Origin of the sequence: Lactococcus sp., from assembly GCF_036648155.1 — a bacterium.
Taxonomy (GTDB): Bacteria; Bacillota; Bacilli; order Lactobacillales; family Streptococcaceae; genus Lactococcus; species Lactococcus cremoris.
The window spans coordinates 116,018-136,261 of record NZ_JAVXIY010000003.1; the positions used below are offsets into that span (position 1 = coordinate 116,018).

A 20,244-nucleotide genomic window follows, 5' to 3' on the forward strand; every position below is an offset into this window, starting at 1 on the left:
AAGTTGTGCTATAATAAGTCTATGACTAAAGTAAACGAAGAACGTGTGCAAGAAATCTTTAATAGTATTTCATCAGATTATGATAAAATGAACGCCATTATCAGTTTTAAACAGCATGATTTATGGCGGGCTAAAACAATGAAAAGAATGGGAGATTTAACTGGTCTGTCTATTCTTGATTTGTGTTGTGGAACTGGAGACTGGACTTTTGATTTATCTGAAAGTGTTGGCCCTTCTGGTAAAGTAATTGGTCTTGATTTTTCAGAAAATATGCTCGAAATTGCTAAGGTTAAACTTAAAGAAGAAGCGAAGAAAAACATTGAATTTCTACAAGGAAATGCGATGGCTTTACCTTTTGAAAAAGGAAGCTTTGATGTAGTTACGATTGGTTATGGGCTAAGAAACACACCTGACTATCTTACTGTATTAAAAGAAATTTTTCGTGTCTTAAAACCAGGGGGCAGAGTAGTTTGTATCGAAACATCACACCCAACCTTACCGATTTACAAACAAGCTTTTGAACTTTATTTTAAAAATGTCATGCCCTTTTTTGGTAAAGTTTTTGCCAAATCTTTAAAAGAATATCAATGGCTTCAAAAATCAGCAGAAGATTTTCCAGATGCCAAGACGCTTGAAGAACTTTTTAGAAAAGCTGGCTTTGTTGCCGTAGAATATCAAAAACATGGTGGTGGAGCAATCGCAAGTCATTTTGCCACTAAATCCAAAAAACCTAAATCAAATATTCGTATTGGTAAAAAGTAATCGGTCAATAAAAAAATTTCGAGGAAAAAATATGCCTTATAAACGTTATGGGGAAATTTTTAAAAAACTACGAGAACAAAAGAATTTTTCGCTTTCTCATTTTTCAGAAATAGGTATTTCAAAAGCGAGTTTATCAAGATTTGAATTAGGTCAAACTATGATAAGTTTTGAACGCTTGGATAGTGCGCTGCAAGAGATGAATGTGACTTTAGCCGAATATGAACATTTTATCAATAATTTTTCAATGGATTATAAAGAAGAATTTTTAGAAGATATAATTCTTGCGGATATTGCAGATGACGTCGATAAACTTCATAATCTCTATCTAGAAGCTATGGAATATGATTCAAAAATGCTAGCTTATTGTGCTAAAAGTCGTTATGAAATACTGACACAAACGGAAGCTGATGATGTGGTTGAATATCTCTATGATGTTGGAGAATGGGGATATTTTGAACTTTCGATTTTTTATCTGACTTTGGACAGTTTCAGTGAACGAGAAATTATGTATTTGATGAAAGAACTCTGGGGGAAGAGTAAACACTTATATGGTGTTTTTAAATATCGCAGAAGAGTTCTTCAATCTTCATATCGAGCGGTCGTTTTGCTTTCCTCAAAAGGAACTCGTGACTCAGCTAGAAGTATCTTGCAAAAAAGTTACCCCAAAGATGATTTCTACGACCTCTATGTTGAAAATCTAAGAAATTTGGCGCATGGTTTTTATAGCTATTGTTTCAAAGATAGGATAATAGCTGAAAAGCAAATTAAAAAGGCCTTTGAAGTTTTTCAGCAAGTTGGTTATGAAGATTTAGCAGATTATTATCAAAAACGATATCAAAAGCTTTTAGGAAAATTATTAACATAAAAAAGTCTCCAGATTACTTCGTTGCATTTTTGCAATGATTTAAAAAGGAGACTTTTTTTCTGATAAAATGAAGTTGAAGATAAAAGAAAGCGCGCTTGAAAATTAATGGAAAGGAGAAATATATTAAAAAAATTTAATAGGATGAACAAAATTGTACAAAAATATAATAGAAAGAAGGAAATTCTTATGAAACCAAAACAAATTTATGTAATCCTAATAGCTTTAGCAGTTTTTTCAGAATTTTACTCAATATCAGTGTCTGCCGATTCAGTTGTTTCGAATTCTCAAGAAGTAATAGCTCCTTTAAGAATACTACCACGGATGAATATGGAATTTGAAGGTGGTAGTTCAGATAGTGGATATTGGACCAATACTTCTAATCTAACATTTATTCAAAACACTGCTTCTGGAGTACTTTATTATGATCAAGTAAATCATAAGTATGTTTTTGCTCAAACGAGAGGTCCAATGGGAGTCGCAATTTACGTATTTAATGCTCAAGGAGTAAACTGGTAGAAAGGAGAAAATATAACATGTTTAAAAAGGAGAAAGAAAATAAAGAAAGAATCCTAAAACGAATTGATGAACTTCTGAAAAATAAGTCAGAACTCAAATCACCTGAGAAAGAAATATTATTGGATTATCGCGAACGAATTGAAAAAAGTAAAAACTTTGAATTTGAATTAGTTCATTTCAGAAATGCTTTACTTCCCTTAGTTATTAGTTCTCAACTTTCTCAAGAAGTCTTGAGTTTTTATAAGGAACTTCGAGCTGAAAGAAAAATAGCTTGGGGAGAAGGAAGTTCATTGTTGACAGGAATTTCTCAATTTCCACAAAAAAGAAAGTGATGTAGATTATTTGAGTAAAACTCAGATGAATAATTTTATTTCCTCTGTATAATCTGATTATTTTAGAAAAGAGGCTTTAAATGTTGCTGAGTATCGTTATGCTCTTGACAATCTGGGGGGCTTATTTAATAGGAAAAAAATATAAAGATTCTTTTTTTATCAGCTATGGCCGAAGCAAAAGAGGATTGATTATCATTGCTTCGTCGGTAATACTTCTTAGTTTCTTTGTTTTTGTAAAAAAAGGTAGTTTGTTTCCAGTAGTTTTATTCTCTATTCTATTCTATTAATTGGTTTAGGTATCTATTATTTAATACATGATAGTAAACGAGATTCTGATGAAAAAAAAAGAGAATTAAACTTAACAAGGAGGTAGAGTGATGTTTTTAGTTTTATGGCTGGCGATTATCGTCATCGCATTTCTTCTACAAATCTATGTTTGGCCACGAATTCCAAAATCAATTTTTAAGTATAGAGGTTTAGTCTTATCTCTTTCTCTCATTATTCTTATTTTTGTTGTGAGAATACCATTAGAAATTACTGCATTGACACTTCCATTTTACTTGATGATGCTCTTTGGTTTATTCCTTTTTTGGAAAGATAGAAAACTTTAAGTAAATCTGTAGTTAAAAAATTAAAGGTGCTCGATTGAGTGCCTTTTTGAGTAAATTTATACAGGGGGTGTGTATATTATTAAAAGTACAAAACATAAGGAATCTATTTTATGGTATAATAATCTTGCTTAAAAATTTATTAAAATAAGCGTTAGTAGGGAAGTAGTAATGAAATTAAAAGATATAGAAAAATCAACAAATAAAAATCTTTATCTGCTTTTTCTAAGTGTACTCGTGGGCTTGACTGCGGGTTTTTTGGCCAGTCTTTATCGGTTGGCCTTGGAAAAAGCTGAAAATTTAGGCTTGGGTATTTATAGTTTTACCAGATCACATCTTATTTTTATTCCCCTTCTTATTTTGGGTCTTGTTCTTTTGGCTTTGCTTATTAGTTTTTTAATGACAAGATATCCAATGAGTTCAGGTTCAGGAATTCCGCAAGTCAAAGGTCAGTTGCAGGGTTATTTTAAAAACAATTGGTTTACGACTGCTTTTGCTAAATTTATCGCGGGAACTTTGGCAATGTTTGCGGGACTTTCTCTTGGTCGTGAAGGACCTTCGGTTCAACTTGGAGCTTCAATGGGTCAAATGGTTTCTAGTCGATTGGCCGAAACCGAACGCCATAAAAGGATTCTAATTGCCTCTGGGGCATCTGCTGGTTTGTCTGCGGCTTTCAATGCGCCATTGTCAGGTGTGATGTTCACTCTGGAAGAAGTCTTTAAATATTTCTCTCCTTTGATTTTACTCACTTGTATGACCTCAGCAATGGTTGCTGATATGGTTGCACGATTAATGTTTGGGAGTGGCCCAGTTTTTCATTTTCAAATTGTTGGTTCTATTGACCTGTCAAATTATTGGTTGCTTATTATTTTAGGAATTATTTTAGGGTTCTTTGGTGCTTTTTATAATTGGACCCTTTTAACAAGCCAAAGTTTGATGAAGAAAATTAAAAGTCCTTTCTTACGCGTTTTAATGACGCTTTTAATCGTCGGAGTGACAGGCTTAGTTTTTCCAAGTATAATTGGAAGTGGCCATCACTTAATGGATTCTTTTAGTTTGGGCATGGGTCTTGGTTTTCTTTGTCTAGTCCTCATTGGAAAGTATCTTATTTCAATGATTTCTTATGCTTCAGGTGTTCCTGGCGGAATTTTCTTCCCATTATTAGTTTTAGGAGCAAGTCTGGGTGCTGTCTTTGCTACAATTGTGATTTCAGTTTTTCATCTACCGAGTCATTTATTTGCCAATCTAGTGATTTTGGCAATGGCAGGAACCTTTACTGCTATCGTGCGAGCGCCAATGACTGGGATTTTGCTCTTAGTGGAAATGACAGGGTCATTTGATCATTTGCTTCCTTTGGCATTTGTTTCATTGATTGCATACGTTGTAGCAGATTTATTAAAAGCAGAACCGATTTATGATTCATTGCTAGAAAAAATGTTGAAAGAAAAAGAAATAGAGATTGATGATTCTGATAAACAGATGATGTTTGAAACAATTGTTCAATTTGATTCAATTGCTGACCGCAAGAAATTATCAGAGATTAATTTACCAGAAGGCTGTTTACTTGTGTCAGTACATCGTTCGGGAAAAGATATTATTCCACATGGAGATACCGAGTTACAGGCTGGAGATTATCTAACATTTTTGATTAAAAGGGAAGATGAGGTGCTTGCTCGTGAGCAGCTTCGTCTGGTTCTGAATGAAAAATAAAAAAAGTGATAGATATCACTTTTTTTATTTTGTTAAATATTGCCAAATGATTGAGAGAAGTAGACTAAAGGCATAGGCGCTATTAAATAAGACCATGTTTCTTAAGGAGTAAACAAAACTTCGCGGACTTGGCACTTGATGCTCGTGCGCTTTTAGATTTTTTCTAATGATAGGGAAGGTAAGCAAACTAAGCAAAGTTGGCCATTCAAAAATTCTAAATAAAAAGCCTAGGATAATAGCAAGATAAGAAGCATACATCAAAATTTGGAAAAGTTTAATGCCATAAGGGCGACCAATATAATAAACCAATGTATAACGGTGATTCTTAATATCTGTATCTAAATCACGTAAATTGTTGGCGAGCATGATGTTAGCAATGGTAAAAATAAGAGGTAAGCTGGCAATAATCATAGCAATAGCAGCAAAAATACTGCCGTTTAAGCTAAAAGTATTATTTGTAAAATCAAGATTGAGACTAAAAATTGGGTCTTGAGAAGTATTAATTAAAATGACCATTGCAAAAATTCCAAAGCCCATTGTACCACCGGAAAAGATTTCTCCTAGTGGCATTCGAGAAAGCGGAATGGGCCCATAAGTATAAAAGACACCAATGAAGAAGACAATTCCACCAAGTAAAAAGAAGAGCCAACCTACAAAATAAGCGAGGGAGAATCCAAGAATCAGACTCAGAGCTAACATCAAAAGGATTATAAAGGCAACAAGTTTAGTTGAAAGGTTAGCTTGACCGATGATGTTTTCTTGTTTTTTATAATTTTCATCTTTGGCCTTTTTGTAATCCTGATAATTGTTAATAGCAGTTACGGTCATATCAAAAAGCAGCATAGCCACCAAAAATAAGAGCGAAAGTCCTAGATTTAGGATTTTAAAATAGCTTATACTAAAAAGAATACCAATGAGATAAGGAAAAATACTCGCAATTTTTGTTTTGATTTCGACGAGCTCTAAAAATGATTTGAGAGACATAAAAACTCCTGAAAATATATTTTTAATAAAAATAGCCGTTATTTTACGGCTTTTATTTATTTGTTTTTTGAGAAAAAAAGTTTCTGCATTTTAATAATATTAAAAAAGTTTAAGTGTTATTGTGGACAGAAGTTTACGATTTGACTGAAGTGCTTTCATTTCTATTGTAATTATAACTGATTATAGGCTAAGAATCAATGAAGAACAAAAGAGGAGCTTTGAAATGTTTTCGGTGATAAATTAAATATAAAATTATTTATGGGGAGAGTGAAAACGCTTTGAAAATATTTAAAAACGTATTAAAGATAATACATCATTAGAATTACATTTGAATGAAAGTGCTTTGTAATGGTGTTTGTGAGGAATTCTTAGGGACTTTTTTAAGGTTCGATTAAGTAATGGATAATATAATTGTGCCTCATGAGTGGTAGATAAACTCTATTGCTGATATTAAATAGTTTTTTAACTTACAAATTAAATTGATCAATTAGTTTGCAAGAAATGAATCGTAAAACGTCCATAGCGTGCAATGACGTTAAACTGCTTACGGTAATCCTACACAAGCGTTCGGACTTTATGATGTGTATGGGAAGTAACCATGATGATAGAAGATAGACTGGGCTGATCAAGTCCTATGGAATGTTCTTAGTGGCGAAATCGAAAGGTCTAAATGAAATTAAGTAAAGTTGCTATTTCAACTGGATTAGTTGCATCATTCATGTTTATTGGGGGCGGAATCGCTCATGCGGATACACCTAAATCAACTCATGAAGTTGCTATAGAAGTTATTAACGGAAATTACGGTAATGGAGACGCTCGTGTCACTAACCTTAAAACAAAAGGTTTTGATGCAAAAGCAATCCAAACAGAAGTTAATAACATTCTGACAGGAACAACAACACAAGTTTCTGCTACTGCTAAGACTGCTGAAGAACAACCTACTAAAGTTACATCAGCTGCACCTGCTCAAGCAGCAGAAAGTGTTTCTGGTGGGCTTAATATGAGCCAAACTTCTGGACAAATTGACATCCAAGCTCTTGCTAATTATATGGCATCGAATACAGCTAATGCAGCGGGCTATTCTGCTAGTGAATGGGCTTATATCATCACTCATGAATCAAATGGGATGGCTGATAGTGTGAATTCAAGTTCAGGTGCTTACGGTGCCTTCCAATTATTGGGTCATGGTGAATACGCAGGTATGACTCTGGCTGAACAAATTGCAATGGCAAGCAAACTTCCAGCAGGTAGTTGGGTAGTTTATAACTAAGCATTGATAAAATTCGTCTTTTAATATTTGAACAATAAATCAAACTTAGCGGCTCATAACAATCATTGTCAAGTTAATTGGTAATCGATTGAGTATAAAAAAGAACACCAGATTTGGTGTTCTTTTTTATTTAGATGGCCCCTGCCAGAATCGAACTGGCAATCACCGCTTAGGAGGCGGTAGTTATATCCAATTTAACTAAGAGACCAGAGATAAGTTACTGACAGACTTACAAAATATTTCTGTCAGTAACTTTTAAAGGTATTTATTGTCAGCATCAAAAACGATGCCAGCACTTTGACGCATTTGATATGAGGTTTCAGAAACTTCATTGGCAAATTGATGCAGTTCATAGCTTGCAGCAAAATCTTTGTTTTCTAAAATATGTGCAAAATCTAGAGCTTCATCATAAAGGGAATGTTTTGGGGCTTCAATGTCAATTGTAGATTCTGAGCCATCCATAGCAATGAATTTGGCTGAAGTAATCGCATTAACGCCATCCAAAATCAAAGTTCCATCCGTTGTATAGATTTCACTAGGAAGATAGCTATTTACGTTTCCAGCACATTTGATGGAAACTTTATAATCTTCATAGTCAAGAATACCGACACCTGCTAAGTCTACTCCAGAAGGAAGTATAACGGCGTCATAAGTTGCTTTTTGGGGTTTTCCAAACCAGAAAATTGCAGCGTACAAGAGATAAACACCAAGGTCAGCTAAAAGTCCACCTGAAAATTTAGGATTGAATTTATTTGGAAGTTCACCTTTTAAGAGGGGAGCCATTTTTGACGAATATTTTGAATAAGTAAAATCGGCCCCTTTGATTGTTTTGTCAGCAAGAAAATTTTTGATGATGGAAAATGAATGTTCATGAATATTACGAGCAGCTTCAAAGAAGAAGACATTATTTGCTTTTGCAAGCCCAATAATTTCTGTCAATTCAGTAGGATTTGAGAAAGCTGGTTTTTCAACAATAACATTATGGCCAGCTAGAATTGCGGCTTTTGCTTGTTCAAAGTGAAGAGCGTTTGGACTAGCAATGTAGATGACATCAAGTGGAGCATTGAAAAAATCAGCAAGATTATCGAATTTCTCAATTGCTTCAAAATCGGTAGAAAACTGCTCAGCGGATTCAAGACGACGTGAATAAACGGCAGAAAACTGAAATTTTTCAGTCATATGTGCGGCATCAATAAATGAGCGAGCAATCCAGCTCGTTCCAATTACTCCAAGTTTTAGCATCAAATTCTCCTTTATAGGTGGACAGAAATCTTCGTTAGAAGATTCTAAATTTCTGTTAAAATCTTGTTCTATTATATCAAATTTTTTCTTAAAGGTCATTGCTCTACTATTGAATTTTAAGTAAATAAATTATAAAAATAAGAATTCAAAAGATTCTATGTCACTTATTAAGAGCTTTTGTCAGTAAAATTAAGAGTTTTTGATGTGAACGCTTAAAAAATAAAAAATTGTCAGTTGATGACAAAAAGCCCAAAAATTGTGGTAGAATATATAGAAGAAAATTTGGAGATTTGATTTTGAAGAAAACGTTGATTATTGGTGTCACTGGCGGTTCGGCAAGTGGAAAGACAAGTGTTTCACATGCTATTTTAGAAACTTTTTCAAATGAAAGAATTGCGATGATTGAGCACGATAGCTACTATAAAGACCAATCGCATTTGACTTTTGAAGAACGAACAAAAACGAACTATGATCATCCCTTAGCCTTTGATACAGATTATTTAATTGCTCAATTAAAAGAGCTTCAATACGGACGTGCGGTTGACATCCCGATTTACGATTATGCTAAGCATACTCGCTCTCAAGAAACTTACCGCCAAGAGCCTGTTGATGTTTTGATTGTTGAAGGAATTTTGGTTTTAGAAGACGAGCGTTTGCGTGACTTAATGGATATCAAAATTTTTGTGGATACTGATGATGATGTGCGTATCATTCGTCGAATTCGCCGAGATATTGAGGAAAGAGGAAGAACTCTAGACTCAGTAATTACACAATATCTAGAAGCTGTCAAACCCATGTACCATCAGTTTATTGAACCTACTAAGAGATATGCTGACGTCATTATACCTGAAGGTGTTTCTAATACAGTTGGGGTCGATATTATAACGACAAAAATTGCTAGTATTCTAAATGACTAAAAAAAACTGTCTGCTGACAGTTTTTAATTTTTATTTAGTGAATATCGTGAAAAATTAGTGAAATAAAAGCGCTTCTTGTCCTTAAATAGCAATAATGGTAATGCTTACTTTTTTTGTGAAAGTATGGTATACTTAATTCGTAACAATTGCAGAAAGGAAATCCGCAACTTAAAGCGGTGGGTTATGAGAAACTTGTAACCGAGGGATATTGTTAAAATGGAACTTTTTGAATCACTGAAACAAAAGATTAGTGGAAAAGACTTAAAAATTGTCTTTCCTGAAGGAACTGATGCACGTATTTTAGGTGCTGCAAATCGTCTTAATGCCGATGGATTGATTACACCTGTCTTTATTGGAAATGTCAAAGAAGTCACTGAAACATTGATTTCACGTGGAATTAACCCAGAGGGCTTTGAGATTTACGACCCAGAAAATTGTGGACGTTTTGAAACAATGACAGAAACATTTGTTGAACGTCGCAAGGGTAAAGTTACAGAAGAACAAGCAAAAGAAATTTTGAAAGACCCAAATTACTTTGGAACAATGCTTGTTTATATGGGAATTGCTGACGGAATGGTTTCTGGTGCAATTCATTCAACTGCTGATACTGTCCGTCCGGCTCTCCAAATCATTAAAACAAAACCAGGAGTAAAATCTGTTTCTGGTGCCTTTATTATGGTTCGTGGTCGTGATGACAATGAAAAATATATTTTTGGTGACTGTGCAATTAACATCAAACCTGATGCTCCAACACTTGCTGATATCGCCGTAGCCTCAGCCGAAACTGCAAGACTCTTTGATATTGACCCTAAAATTGCGATGCTTTCATTCTCAACTAAAGGTTCTGGTAAATCAGAAGATGTGGATAAAGTGGTTGAAGCAACAACACTAGTTAAAGAAGGTCACCCTGAAGTTGAAATTGATGGGGAACTTCAATTTGATGCTGCCTTTGTCCCAGCTGTTGCACGTCAAAAAGCACCTGAATCAGAAGTTGCTGGTCATGCAAACGTCTTTATCTTCCCAGACATTCAATCAGGGAATATTGGATACAAAATTGCGCAACGTCTAGGTAATTTTGAAGCCATTGGCCCAATCTTACAAGGATTGAATGCGCCTGTTTCTGACCTTTCACGCGGTTGTAACGAAGAAGATGTTTATAAACTTGCAATCATCACAGCTGCTCAAGCTTTAAAATAATAGATTGAAATTCTGTCAGTAAATTTAAAAATTAAATTATTACTGACAAGATTTTTAGGAATCCGCTCTTTGAGGCGGATTTTTTTTGTTGCCCTAAAAATGTTATAATTAAAAAATAAAAAAGGAAATGAGAAAAAATGACTAAATCAAAAATATTTGCTCTTATTGGGTCAATCATTTTTACAATTCTTGTTCTGCTGGGACTCCTTAGTTTTTGGATGATTATTTCCATGCAAACTGGTTCAGAAATTATGACAGAACTTCAAGAGGCTGGATTTGATAAAAATTTATTATCTACAGCAGCAATGATTGCGGGACTAATTTTAATCGCTTTGCTTGTACTTAATTGGATAGCTTTTGCTAGGTTGAATAAAGAAAAAGGTTGGGGAATTTATTTCTTAGTCGTTGGAATTTTTTACGGACTCGCCTCAGTTTTTAATGGAGCAGGTTTAATTTTAACTTTACCAGTTGCCATTTGTTTCATTCTAGCTTTTGTCTATCGAAGACGAGAAGTACTCGAAAATAAATAAAAAAGTTACTGACAGATATTTTGTCAGTCACTTTTTATTATTATAAGATTCCCCAATGGTTGAACGCATTGATGATTCCATGATTTGTATTTTCAGTAGTGATGAAGTCTGCTAGTTCTTTTAGTTCTGGCACTGAATTTCCCATTGCCGTTTTGTGGTCAGCAGCTTTGAATAAATCAAGGTCATTACGCCCATCGCCAAAAGCAAAGGTTTGGCCAGTGAAATTCAAGACTTCTTTGACATGATTAATCCCCGTGCCTTTATTAGTTGTGCTATTTGTCACATCAATTGAACTAGGAGAATTCATGAAAAAGTTGAGTTCAGGCACTTGTTCTTTATAATACTCAACCTGACTGAGCTGATTCGTTAAAACCAAAAGCATGTTGACTTCTTGGGAAAGATAACGTCTAGCATCTACTAGAGGCATTGGCATGTGGGTGTAAGAATAGGCTCTTTTAGCTAAATCAGTGAGTTCGCTCACCCAATAACCTTGGCTATCGTAAAAAGAAAGGGCTTCTGAATGGGGTTGTGCGGCATCTAGTAATTTTTCAACACTTGCCGTTGGAATTTCTTCCTTATAGATTGTTTCACCTTCTAAAACAATGTACTGACCATTCATAGCAACAGCTCCAGTAATTCCTGTTGTAGCCATAATTTCATCCAGTTCAAAGTGACCACGACCAGTGGCAATAAAAGGCAAGACACCATTTTCACGAATGCGGTGAATTCCTTCAATGACTTCTTGGTCAAGTTTACTTTGACTGTTAAGCAAAGTTCCGTCTAAATCGAAGAAGGCCAAAGCCTTATAATCATTGATATTTTCCATAAAATTATTGTATCAAATTTATGATATAATTGTAAGTGGAATTATCCATCATTTTAATTAAATGATTCAAAATACTGACAAGACTGTCATTAGAATTTGCACAAAACGAATATTCAAAATAAATCATTTAAAAATAATAATTTGACTGACAAGTCTGTCAGTAATCTCAAACTCTTAGTGAAAGTAAAAAAATGCCTGCAAAGAAAAAAACAACTAGAAGAAATACCAAAAAAGAACTACAGAAAAAAGCCGCAACAAGGAAAATGATTGCTTTTTTTGTTGGGCTTCTTTTAATCTTATTTGCCCTTGCTCGCTTAGGAATTGTTGGAATCTTACTTTATAATATTGTTCGCCTGTTTATTGGTTCACTTGCCATTATTTTTCTTCTCTTAGTGGCAGCAATAATGATTCTATCAGTTTTTCGTAAGCAATTTTTGAAAGAAAATAAAAGAATTATTCCAGCTATTATTTTAACTTTTATTGGATTAATGTTTGTCTTTCAAATTCGACTTCATCAGGGACTTAATGAAACTTTCCATCTTATTTGGTCTGATTTAACAGCCGGTCGAGTGATTCATTTTGTTGGTTCAGGACTTATCGGAGCAATCATTACTGAACCCGCCAAAGCCTTGTTTTCAGTAATCGGGGTTTATATTATTGCCGCTGTTCTCTGGCTTGTTGCCATTTATCTCATGATTCCAGGGCTCTTTCCTAAAATGCGTGAAGATTTGCATCAGCGTTTAGCAAAATGGAAAGAAAAACGTGCAGAAAAAGTAGAAGCTAAAAAAGCCGTCAAAGCTCTTAAAAAACTGGAAGAAGAAAAAGAAATACCGGAGCCACAAACTATTTTGCCTGAAGCCGAAAACTCATTATTTACCTCAGCACCTGTGGAAATTCCAATCAATATTCCAGAAGCGCCTTTTGAAGAAAATGAAAATCCAGTCGATGATGAACCAGTGAATTTCATGAATACTAATAATTACAATGGAAATTATAAACTACCAACCATTGATTTATTAGCCGAAGTCCCTGTCAAAAATCAATCAGGTGAACGGGAAAATGTCCGCAAGAATATTGGGATTTTAGAAGAAACATTCAAATCTTTTGGAATAGGTGCCAATGTTGAATCAGCAGTTGTTGGTCCATCAATTACCAAATATGAAATCAAATTAGCAACCGGCACAAAAGTTTCTCGTGTGGTTAATTTGTCAGATGACTTAGCCCTTGCTTTAGCAGCAAAAGATATTCGGATTGAAGCGCCAATTCCTGGTAAATCTTTAGTCGGTGTCGAAATTCCAAATGCTGAAGTTGCAATGGTTGGCTTTCGTGAAATGTGGGAAGCAGGTAAAACTAATCCTAGTAAACTCCTTGAAATTCCGCTTGGTAAGTCTTTAGATGGTGGAATTCGAACTTTTGATTTAACTAGAATGCCCCATTTATTGGTTGCAGGATCGACCGGTTCTGGTAAATCAGTTGCAGTTAATGGAATTATTACTTCAATTTTGATGAAGGCTTTGCCTAGTCAAGTCAAATTCTTGATGGTTGACCCTAAAATGGTTGAATTATCTGTTTATAATGATATACCTCATCTATTGATTCCAGTGGTAACCAATCCTCGCAAAGCTTCCAGAGCGCTTCAAAAAGTTGTTGACCAAATGGAAGAACGTTATGAACTTTTCAGCCGTTATGGTGTCAGAAATATTGCTGGTTACAATGAGAAAGTTCAAAAATACAATGCGGAATCAGATGAAAAAATGCTTGAACTTCCTTTGATTGTCGTTATTGTTGATGAGTTAGCCGATTTGATGATGGTTGCAAGTAAAGAAGTGGAAGATGCCATCATTCGACTCGGTCAAAAAGCACGGGCGGCAGGGATTCACATGATTTTGGCTACCCAACGTCCATCTGTTGACGTTATTTCCGGATTAATTAAAGCAAATGTTCCTTCACGAATTGCTTTTGCGGTTTCCTCTGGAACAGATTCACGAACAATTTTAGATACAAATGGTGCGGAAAAATTACTTGGTCGCGGAGATATGCTTTTTAAACCAATTGATGAAAACCACCCAGTTCGTTTGCAAGGAGCTTTCTTGTCAGATGATGATGTGGAAGCTGTTGTGACCTTTATTAAAGATCAATCAGAGGCACAATATGATGAAAGCTTTGACCCTGGGGAAGTGGATGAGAACCAAGTGGGAACTGGGGCTTCAAATACAGGATCAGGAGACCCGTTGTTTGAAGAGGCAAGAAACATGGTTATTATTGCTCAAAAAGCTTCAACGGCTCAATTACAACGTGCGCTAAAGGTTGGTTTTAATCGTGCTTCTGATTTGATGAATGAGCTAGAAGCTCAAGGAATTGTTGGGCCTGCTAAGGGAACAACTCCTCGAAAGGTCCTTGTAAGTCCAGATGGAGAATTTATTGGAGAAGATGAGTGAGTGAAGAAGTAAATTATCAGCAATTTATTTTAGAAATCTATGAAATTTTGCGCGAGGACCTGCAAAAAAAAGAGCTTTCTAAAAAAGAAAAAAATGTATTGGCTGATGCGATTGTTTTAGACGAGCGTAATGAGCCGATTTTGCAAATCTTAGGGCAACTTTATATGCGATTGGAATTTTGGGACCGTCCGGCCAATGATGAAATCATCAAAGGAGGAATGAAAACTCCAGTAAGAAAACTCTATGAAGAGTTGGGCAAAGATAAAAATATCACTGCTTCACAAAAATTTATTCCTGGTGTGAATGGTTATCGTAATATTACTTGGAGTGATGCTTTATACGGAAATCGAATGACTGAAGATGAGGGATTTATCGGTGGTGGTTATGCTATTTTTGACCCCAGTGAAAAATATAAATCTATGGAAGAACGAATTGCTGTTCCAGAAGGTGACGTGGTCAAAAATGCCAAATCAAGTTTTGGCAAAATGGCACAAATGGGCTGTTTAATCTTTGTTTTAGTGATTGCTGCTATTGTTTTAGTGGGACTTGCTTTAATAATGTTGTTGAGGAATTAATATGACTGTATTTGATGAATTTAACGAAGTCAAAAGAAAAGGGCTCCCTCAAATTTTAGTAATTTTTGGTGATTCAAAAGAAATGGTTCAAGAATTAAAAAGCCAGTTATTGACTTTTGTAAATTTTGAACCGACAGATTTAAGTCAATCCTACTATGACTTAACGCCCAATAATAGCGATTTAGCCTTGGAAGACTTGGAATCCCTTCCCTTCTTTTCTGATTCTCGTCTAGTTATTTTGGAAAACTTGGTCAATTTAACAACGGCTAAAAAAACTATTTTAGATGAAAAACAGCTTAAGCGTTTTGAAAATTTTTTAGATGACCCTTCGGAAACCACCCAGCTTGTGTTGGTACTCTATGGAAAATTGGACAGTCGTCTAAAAGTTGTAAAAAAACTAAAAGCCAAAGCAACTTTGCTTGAAGCACAGGAATTAAAAACACAAGAACTTATTCAATATTTTAGTCATGAAACTTCACTGCCACGGCCTGTATTAAGTCTAATTGCGGCCAAATCTAATGACAGTTTTTCAGTAGTGAAGCAAAATATTGATTTAGTTCAAACTTATGCTTTAGGGCGTGAAGTCACGGTAGATGATGTGGAAAAAGTCGTTCCAAAATCACTACAAGATAATATCTTTGCCTTGACTGACTTAATTTTTAAAGGAAAAATTGATGAAGCGCGTGATTTAGTTCATGATTTAACTTTACAAGGAGAAGATTTAATTAAAATTTTAGCGATTTTGACTAATTCTTATCGACTGTATTTGCAAGTCAAACTTTTTCAAGAAAAGGGTTGGCAAGAAAATCAACAGGTTTCATATCTGAAGATGCACCCTTATCCAGTGAAATTGGCTAATCAATTGGTCCGAAGATTGCAAGTGAGTTCTTTAAAAAAAGGACTTGCTGATTTAATTCAACTCGATTTTGCGATAAAAACGAGTGCAGCTGATAAAGCTTATCTTTTTGATATCCTATTAATCAAGTTGACCTTGAAAAAAAACTGAAAATCTGTTATCATAAATAATGGACATTTTATAATGATGATGAAGAGGTAAAAATGCCGACATTTAAATTTACGCCTAAAGATATCTATGAAGCAGACTTCTCTACAAAGATGCGTGGTTACGATAAAGAAGAAGTCGATGAACTCCTTGATGACGTTATTGCTGATTATGAAACTTATCAGACAGAAACATTGCGTCTCCAAGAAGAAAATGAGTTTTTGAAGAAAAAGATTGCTGAATTGGAAATGCAAGTTTCTAAACCAAATCAAGCAAATCTTGATGATACACAACGCTTTGATCCAAGCCAAGTTCTTCAAGCACGTTCAAGTAAACCAAAAGTGGAAATGCGTAATCCAAGTAATTTTGATTTACTCAAACGAATCAATCGTTTAGAACAAGCTGTTTTTGGCCCTAATGGCATCGCTAGTGAAAACAACTAAAAAATATAAAATTTAAAGTGTTTTATGTTTTGCTGTGGACTTAGAAATAAGGGAAATAGCAAGCTTCACAGATTCGTGAAGTCAAGGATTTTGAAAAAGAGCTTTATAGTTCTGCTTAATTTTTGAAATAACAGTTTTCGGATAATCGCGCGATTCTTTGTGAATCGTGAGGAAAGTCCATGCTCGCGCGTTGCTGAGATGCACGCAGTGATTGTGCTAGGTCAAACAATAAACCTAGGTAGGAGCGTCATGCCTAACGGCTGGCCAAAACGCTAAGTCTTTTGATATGCGTGAGTAGCCTGTAAAAGTGCCATAGAGACGAGTCTTAGTGGAAACGCTAAGAATGGAACGTGGTAAACCCCTCAAGCGAGCAACCCAAACTTATGGTCGGGGCACTTGACTAGCCCAAATGAAGGCGTGGTCGAGGCTGAAATTAAGAATTTTGGCAGACAGATGATTATCGAAGGGGAGATTCATTGATATGGATTGAACTGGAACAAAACATGGCTTATAGAAAACTGTATGACACAGGCTGGGGCTTTTAGCCTCGGCTTTTTTTGATAAATAATTGGTAACGTGAAATAGAATAGTATCTCAGTCTGTAAGAATAATACAGAGATTGGAAAGATTAAAAAATGCAAAAGAAATTCAAATTATTGGCCACGTCTTCAAGTGGTTTGGAGAGTCTAGTTGCTCGCGAACTTCGTAATCTTGAAATTGAAAATGTTTCAATTGATGACCGTTCACGAGTTTTCTTTGAAGGAGATTTGGCGGAAATTGCTAAAGCTAACCTGTGGTTAAGAACTGCTGACCGTGTTAAAATCGTTGTGGGTGAATTTAAAGCTAGAACATTTGAGGAATTGTTTGAAAATGTTTATGACTTACCTTGGGATGAGCTCATTCCATTTGGCTGTCAATTTCCTGTCAGTAAAGCAAAATCTGTGAAGTCAACTTTACATAATGAACCGTCAATTCAAAGTATTACAAAAAAAGCTATTGTAAAAAAATTACAAACGACATATCATCGTCCTGAAGGAGTACCCATTCCGGAAAATGGGGCAAAATTTTCTATCGAAATTGCCTTGCACAAGGATATGGCAACTGTACTGATTGATACGACTGGTGACTCGCTTTTCAAACGCGGTTACCGTTCAGAAAAAGGAGAAGCCCCTTTAAAAGAAAACATGGCTGCTTCAATTATTTTACTAACTAATTGGTTAGCAAATCCAAGTCGTGCCTTTGTTGACCCAACTTGTGGGTCCGGAACATTCACAATTGAAGCTGCAATGTTGGCTTTGAACATGGCTCCAGGAATGAATCGTCCTTTTGCTTTTACGGCATGGCCTTGGTTTGATGAAGAAATTTTGAAACAAGAAAAAGCTTTGGCTCAAAAACAAGTTCGGACAGATTTAAAATTAGATATTCAAGGTTTTGATATTGATGGAAAAATGATTGAAATCGCGAAGCACAATGCACTTGCGGCAGGCCTTTCAGATGTGATAAAATATAAGCAAATGCGACTTCAAGATTTTAGAACAGATAAGCTTGATGGTGTCTTAGTTTCTAACCCACCTTACGGGGTGCGTTTGGAAGATGAAGAGGCTGTAGCGGCTCTTTATGGTGAAATGGGTAAAACCTTTGCACCACTTGAAACTTGGAGTAAATACATTTTGACGAGTGATGTCGCTTTTGAAAAACACTATGGTGCAAAAGCAACTAAAAAACGCAAACTTTATAACGGAACACTAAGAACAGATTTGTATATGTATTTCGGAAAACGGATGAAATAATTTTTTACTGACAGATATTATCGTGTGAACTAGCATCTTGCTATTTTGTTTATGATAACTGTCAGTGAAATTAATTTACTGACAGAAGTTTGTCAATAAATTGATTCAGACGAGTTTGAGCAACTCTCGTTGTCTGATTCACCATTTTATTGGAATAGTGGGAATCTTATTCGGAGGAAAAATGTCAAACAAAAATAAAAAAAACAAAAATAAAAACAAAAATAACAATACTAATAAGAATAAAAACAACCAAAAACCTGAGCAACAAATTGGCGAAAAAACTTTGAAACTTCAAGATTTACAAAATTTTACTGTGGGTGAAATTGTCGAAGAATCAAAACGAGTTGACAAAGAAAATGAAGAAAATGAATCTGTTTTAGATAAATATATTCGTCAGCATCGCGGTGAAATTGAAGATGCTAAAAATAAAAATTTAGATGAATTTATTCAGTCTGAGCGAGAACATATCGAGCCATCAGCAGATAAAGCAGAAGTTCTTGAACAAGAATCAGAAGACGCTTCAAAAGACAAAGCAGTAATTGAAAAAAATACTGACTCAGAAAGCACTTTAGCAGTAGAAAATAAAAGTGAAACTGATGAAGTTAAGATTGAGTCAGAATCAGACTTACCAGAAGAAAAAGACGTTGAGAAAGTTACTGACAAAAAATCAGAAGAAATGAAATCTGGAAAACATGACCTTGTCTTAGACCCCGTTGTGATGGTTGATGCTCCTGTCAGTACATTGCCAGAGCAAAAAGAAAGTCCATCAGTTGAGAAAATAGAAGAAATTGATGAACCAGTAGAAGAGCTTCCTTTAGAAGAAGAAAAAGTTACTGTCCCAATCATGATGTCAGCAAATGAAGTTCCTATGGAGGAAGTGAAGGATGATGAAATTCCAGAAACTTCAAAAGTGGAAAAATCAGAAGCTGAACCAAAAGAACCAGAAGAAGAGAAAAATTCTGATTTAAATGAAGAAGCCAAGGAGACACCTGAAGCGTCTAAAATAGAGGAAGCTCCTACAGACTTAGTTCAAGAACCTAAGGAGAATACAGCTGATATTCCTGATAAAGTGATTACAGCTGATAAGGTAGCTCCCGTTTTGACGTCAGAAAAAATTGCTCCTAAATCCGAAAGCCAAGAAGAACCTCAAGAATCAGCTGAGGAAAAAACAACTGATGGAAAAGGTAAAAATCGAAAAACACCGATTATCATTGGTTTATGTGCTATTGTTTTAATTGCAGCTGGTGCGGTTGGATTTGCACAGTATAATAATCATCAAAAACCTAAAACTGTTCAAACAACGAAAAGTAGTCAGACTGACTTAGATAAATTTGAAAAACAATATGATTCATTCTTTACTGATAAATCACATAATGTTTTGAAAAATAGTCAATTTGAAAACTTAGCTGCGCTTGAAACTTTAGTTAATAGTCACAAAAATTCAATGGCTTGGTCAAATGCAGTATCAGAAACAGAAAGTCTTACAGACCAAATCAATGCCATTAAGAAAGTAAACGCCTTGTTTACAAGTGCCGCAATTACTGATGGAAAACTTGATTCAGCTGCCAAAATAGTGACTAATGTCAAAATTCCAGAAACTCCTAAAACGAGTAATGAAACTTTGAATAAATTGTTAACTCAGGCTATCGATTTAGCAAAAAGTCAAGTGGTTAAAAAAAGCTCGGCCCAAGCCTCTGCAAGTTCGGCAGAAGCCAAAGCGAATCAAGGAGCAGGAACTCAAACCTCATCATCAAGTACAACAAATCAAAGTAGTTCTACAACGAATGCTTCGTCTTCTACAAATTCAAATGCCAATGTCAATGCAAGCACAAACGGCAATGGTTTGAGCTCTAATGGAGTGAATTTAGAAGTCTCAGCAGCACGGGTTCAACCACAAGCTGGTATTAATCCCAATGATCCTGCCTTTACATGGGGGGCTGAAATTAAAGAAATGGTGCTTAATAAAGCACGTGAACGCGGCTATATTACAGGTGATAATTACATTTTAGTTCCGACTGCCATTCATACAACCAACGGTAGTCAAGGTTTCCCTGCAGGAATTGTTAGTGGATATTATAACCTTTATGCACCAGATGGACGTTACTTAGTCTCAATCAATGCAAAAACAGGATTCTTTGTTGGTAATGGCTCTGGTCATGCTGATAATTTAGATTATAGTGAATAAAATAAAAATAATCATCTTTGTGATGATTATTTTTTATAGTGAAAAATTATT

19 protein-coding genes, 1 tRNA gene and 1 other RNA gene are annotated in these 20,244 nt (G+C 35.1%); 17 read left to right on the forward strand and 4 right to left on the reverse strand.

The annotated features are described in order from the left end of the window. Positions 1-21 precede the first annotated feature (21 nt). From RSC39_RS04035 to RSC39_RS04060, 6 genes are all read left to right on the forward strand, one after another. Complete coding sequence (locus RSC39_RS04035; protein ID WP_332535288.1) at positions 22-762, forward strand: demethylmenaquinone methyltransferase; 741 nt, start codon at positions 22-24, stop codon at positions 760-762. Positions 763-793: 31 nt separating this feature from the next. Continuing rightward, complete coding sequence (locus RSC39_RS04040) at positions 794-1,627, forward strand: helix-turn-helix domain-containing protein (RefSeq protein WP_332535290.1); 834 nt, start codon at positions 794-796, stop codon at positions 1,625-1,627. A gap of 186 nt (positions 1,628-1,813) precedes the next feature. Next, on the forward strand, positions 1,814-2,143 hold the full coding sequence (locus RSC39_RS04045) for a lactococcin family bacteriocin (protein ID WP_332535292.1): 330 nt from the start codon (positions 1,814-1,816) through the stop codon (positions 2,141-2,143). Positions 2,144-2,160: 17 nt separating this feature from the next. Further along, positions 2,161-2,475, forward strand: a complete 315-nt coding sequence (locus RSC39_RS04050) for a bacteriocin immunity protein (RefSeq protein WP_332535294.1) — start codon at positions 2,161-2,163, stop codon at positions 2,473-2,475. 377 nt (positions 2,476-2,852) lie between these two features. Further along, on the forward strand, positions 2,853-3,086 hold the full coding sequence (locus RSC39_RS04055; protein WP_332535296.1) for a hypothetical protein: 234 nt from the start codon (positions 2,853-2,855) through the stop codon (positions 3,084-3,086). Positions 3,087-3,254: 168 nt separating this feature from the next. Then, positions 3,255-4,793, forward strand: coding sequence for a ClC family H(+)/Cl(-) exchange transporter (locus RSC39_RS04060; RefSeq protein ID WP_332535298.1), 1,539 nt, complete (start codon positions 3,255-3,257; stop codon positions 4,791-4,793). Positions 4,794-4,817: 24 nt separating this feature from the next. On the opposite strand, the gene menA is transcribed toward RSC39_RS04060, so the two are convergent. Next, on the reverse strand, positions 4,818-5,777 hold the full coding sequence (gene menA, locus RSC39_RS04065) for a 1,4-dihydroxy-2-naphthoate polyprenyltransferase (protein WP_332535300.1): 960 nt from the start codon (positions 5,775-5,777) through the stop codon (positions 4,818-4,820). Between the two features lie 670 nt (positions 5,778-6,447). On the opposite strand from menA, the gene RSC39_RS04070 reads away from it, so the two are divergent. Beyond that, a complete protein-coding gene (locus tag RSC39_RS04070; protein ID WP_063281107.1) occupies positions 6,448-7,047 on the forward strand; it encodes a transglycosylase in 600 nt (199 codons plus the stop codon). A 135-nt stretch (positions 7,048-7,182) separates the two neighbouring features. Here RSC39_RS04070 and RSC39_RS04075 read toward each other — a convergent pair. Next, a tRNA-Arg gene (locus RSC39_RS04075) sits at positions 7,183-7,255 on the reverse strand. A gap of 47 nt (positions 7,256-7,302) precedes the next feature. Next, complete coding sequence (locus tag RSC39_RS04080; RefSeq protein ID WP_332535302.1) at positions 7,303-8,289, reverse strand: Gfo/Idh/MocA family oxidoreductase; 987 nt, start codon at positions 8,287-8,289, stop codon at positions 7,303-7,305. 296 nt (positions 8,290-8,585) lie between these two features. On the opposite strand from RSC39_RS04080, the gene udk reads away from it, so the two are divergent. The 3 genes from udk (at position 8,586) to RSC39_RS04095 (ending at position 10,933) form a co-directional block, all read left to right on the forward strand. Then, positions 8,586-9,206, forward strand: a complete 621-nt coding sequence (gene udk / locus RSC39_RS04085; RefSeq protein ID WP_011676564.1) for a uridine kinase — start codon at positions 8,586-8,588, stop codon at positions 9,204-9,206. 216 nt (positions 9,207-9,422) lie between these two features. Continuing rightward, positions 9,423-10,403, forward strand: a complete 981-nt coding sequence (gene pta, locus RSC39_RS04090) for a phosphate acetyltransferase (protein WP_063281109.1) — start codon at positions 9,423-9,425, stop codon at positions 10,401-10,403. A 137-nt stretch (positions 10,404-10,540) separates the two neighbouring features. After that, positions 10,541-10,933, forward strand: coding sequence for a hypothetical protein (locus tag RSC39_RS04095; RefSeq protein ID WP_332535305.1), 393 nt, complete (start codon positions 10,541-10,543; stop codon positions 10,931-10,933). Between the two features lie 40 nt (positions 10,934-10,973). Here RSC39_RS04095 and RSC39_RS04100 read toward each other — a convergent pair whose 3' ends face one another. After that, positions 10,974-11,759 carry a Cof-type HAD-IIB family hydrolase gene (locus tag RSC39_RS04100; protein WP_332535307.1) on the reverse strand — a complete coding sequence of 262 codons (786 nt, stop codon included), beginning with the start codon at positions 11,757-11,759 and terminating at the stop codon, positions 10,974-10,976. Positions 11,760-11,950: 191 nt separating this feature from the next. On the opposite strand from RSC39_RS04100, the gene RSC39_RS04105 reads away from it, so the two are divergent. The 7 genes from RSC39_RS04105 (at position 11,951) to RSC39_RS04135 (ending at position 20,193) form a co-directional block, all read left to right on the forward strand. Then, complete coding sequence (locus RSC39_RS04105; RefSeq protein ID WP_332535309.1) at positions 11,951-14,197, forward strand: DNA translocase FtsK; 2,247 nt, start codon at positions 11,951-11,953, stop codon at positions 14,195-14,197. Beyond that, positions 14,194-14,772 (forward strand): hypothetical protein, encoded by a 579-nt coding sequence (locus RSC39_RS04110; RefSeq protein ID WP_332535311.1) that lies wholly within the window; start codon positions 14,194-14,196, stop codon positions 14,770-14,772. The genes RSC39_RS04105 and RSC39_RS04110 overlap by 4 nt, the downstream gene beginning before the upstream one ends. Before the next feature lies 1 nt (position 14,773). After that, positions 14,774-15,778, forward strand: coding sequence for a DNA polymerase III subunit delta (gene holA / locus RSC39_RS04115; protein ID WP_332535313.1), 1,005 nt, complete (start codon positions 14,774-14,776; stop codon positions 15,776-15,778). A 53-nt stretch (positions 15,779-15,831) separates the two neighbouring features. Beyond that, on the forward strand, positions 15,832-16,218 hold the full coding sequence (gpsB, locus tag RSC39_RS04120; protein ID WP_011676557.1) for a cell division regulator GpsB: 387 nt from the start codon (positions 15,832-15,834) through the stop codon (positions 16,216-16,218). 133 nt (positions 16,219-16,351) lie between these two features. Then, positions 16,352-16,734: RNase P RNA component class B (gene rnpB / locus RSC39_RS04125), an RNA gene on the forward strand. A gap of 119 nt (positions 16,735-16,853) precedes the next feature. Further along, positions 16,854-18,008 carry a class I SAM-dependent RNA methyltransferase gene (locus RSC39_RS04130; RefSeq protein WP_332535315.1) on the forward strand — a complete coding sequence of 385 codons (1,155 nt, stop codon included), beginning with the start codon at positions 16,854-16,856 and terminating at the stop codon, positions 18,006-18,008. Between the two features lie 181 nt (positions 18,009-18,189). Then, entirely contained in the window at positions 18,190-20,193 is a 2,004-nt protein-coding gene (locus RSC39_RS04135) for a cell division site-positioning protein MapZ family protein (protein ID WP_332535317.1), read from the forward strand. Positions 20,194-20,244 lie beyond the last annotated feature (51 nt).

Bases quoted from the DNA above. Each gene is read 5' to 3' on its own strand.
- RSC39_RS04035 (WP_332535288.1), top strand. From the start codon at position 22: ATGACTAAAGTAAACGAAGAACGTGTGCAAGAAATCTTTAATAGTATT.
- RSC39_RS04040 (WP_332535290.1), top strand. From the start codon at position 794: ATGCCTTATAAACGTTATGGGGAAATTTTTAAAAAACTACGAGAACAA.
- RSC39_RS04045 (WP_332535292.1), top strand. From the start codon at position 1,814: ATGAAACCAAAACAAATTTATGTAATCCTAATAGCTTTAGCAGTTTTT.
- RSC39_RS04050 (WP_332535294.1), top strand. From the start codon at position 2,161: ATGTTTAAAAAGGAGAAAGAAAATAAAGAAAGAATCCTAAAACGAATT.
- RSC39_RS04055 (WP_332535296.1), top strand. From the start codon at position 2,853: ATGTTTTTAGTTTTATGGCTGGCGATTATCGTCATCGCATTTCTTCTA.
- RSC39_RS04060 (WP_332535298.1), top strand. From the start codon at position 3,255: ATGAAATTAAAAGATATAGAAAAATCAACAAATAAAAATCTTTATCTG.
- menA (WP_332535300.1), bottom strand. From the start codon at position 5,777: ATGTCTCTCAAATCATTTTTAGAGCTCGTCGAAATCAAAACAAAAATT.
- RSC39_RS04070 (WP_063281107.1), top strand. From the start codon at position 6,448: ATGAAATTAAGTAAAGTTGCTATTTCAACTGGATTAGTTGCATCATTC.
- RSC39_RS04080 (WP_332535302.1), bottom strand. From the start codon at position 8,289: ATGCTAAAACTTGGAGTAATTGGAACGAGCTGGATTGCTCGCTCATTT.
- pta (WP_063281109.1), top strand. From the start codon at position 9,423: ATGGAACTTTTTGAATCACTGAAACAAAAGATTAGTGGAAAAGACTTA.
- RSC39_RS04095 (WP_332535305.1), top strand. From the start codon at position 10,541: ATGACTAAATCAAAAATATTTGCTCTTATTGGGTCAATCATTTTTACA.
- RSC39_RS04100 (WP_332535307.1), bottom strand. From the start codon at position 11,759: ATGGAAAATATCAATGATTATAAGGCTTTGGCCTTCTTCGATTTAGAC.
- RSC39_RS04105 (WP_332535309.1), top strand. From the start codon at position 11,951: ATGCCTGCAAAGAAAAAAACAACTAGAAGAAATACCAAAAAAGAACTA.
- holA (WP_332535313.1), top strand. From the start codon at position 14,774: ATGACTGTATTTGATGAATTTAACGAAGTCAAAAGAAAAGGGCTCCCT.
- gpsB (WP_011676557.1), top strand. From the start codon at position 15,832: ATGCCGACATTTAAATTTACGCCTAAAGATATCTATGAAGCAGACTTC.
- RSC39_RS04130 (WP_332535315.1), top strand. From the start codon at position 16,854: ATGCAAAAGAAATTCAAATTATTGGCCACGTCTTCAAGTGGTTTGGAG.
- RSC39_RS04135 (WP_332535317.1), top strand. From the start codon at position 18,190: ATGTCAAACAAAAATAAAAAAAACAAAAATAAAAACAAAAATAACAAT.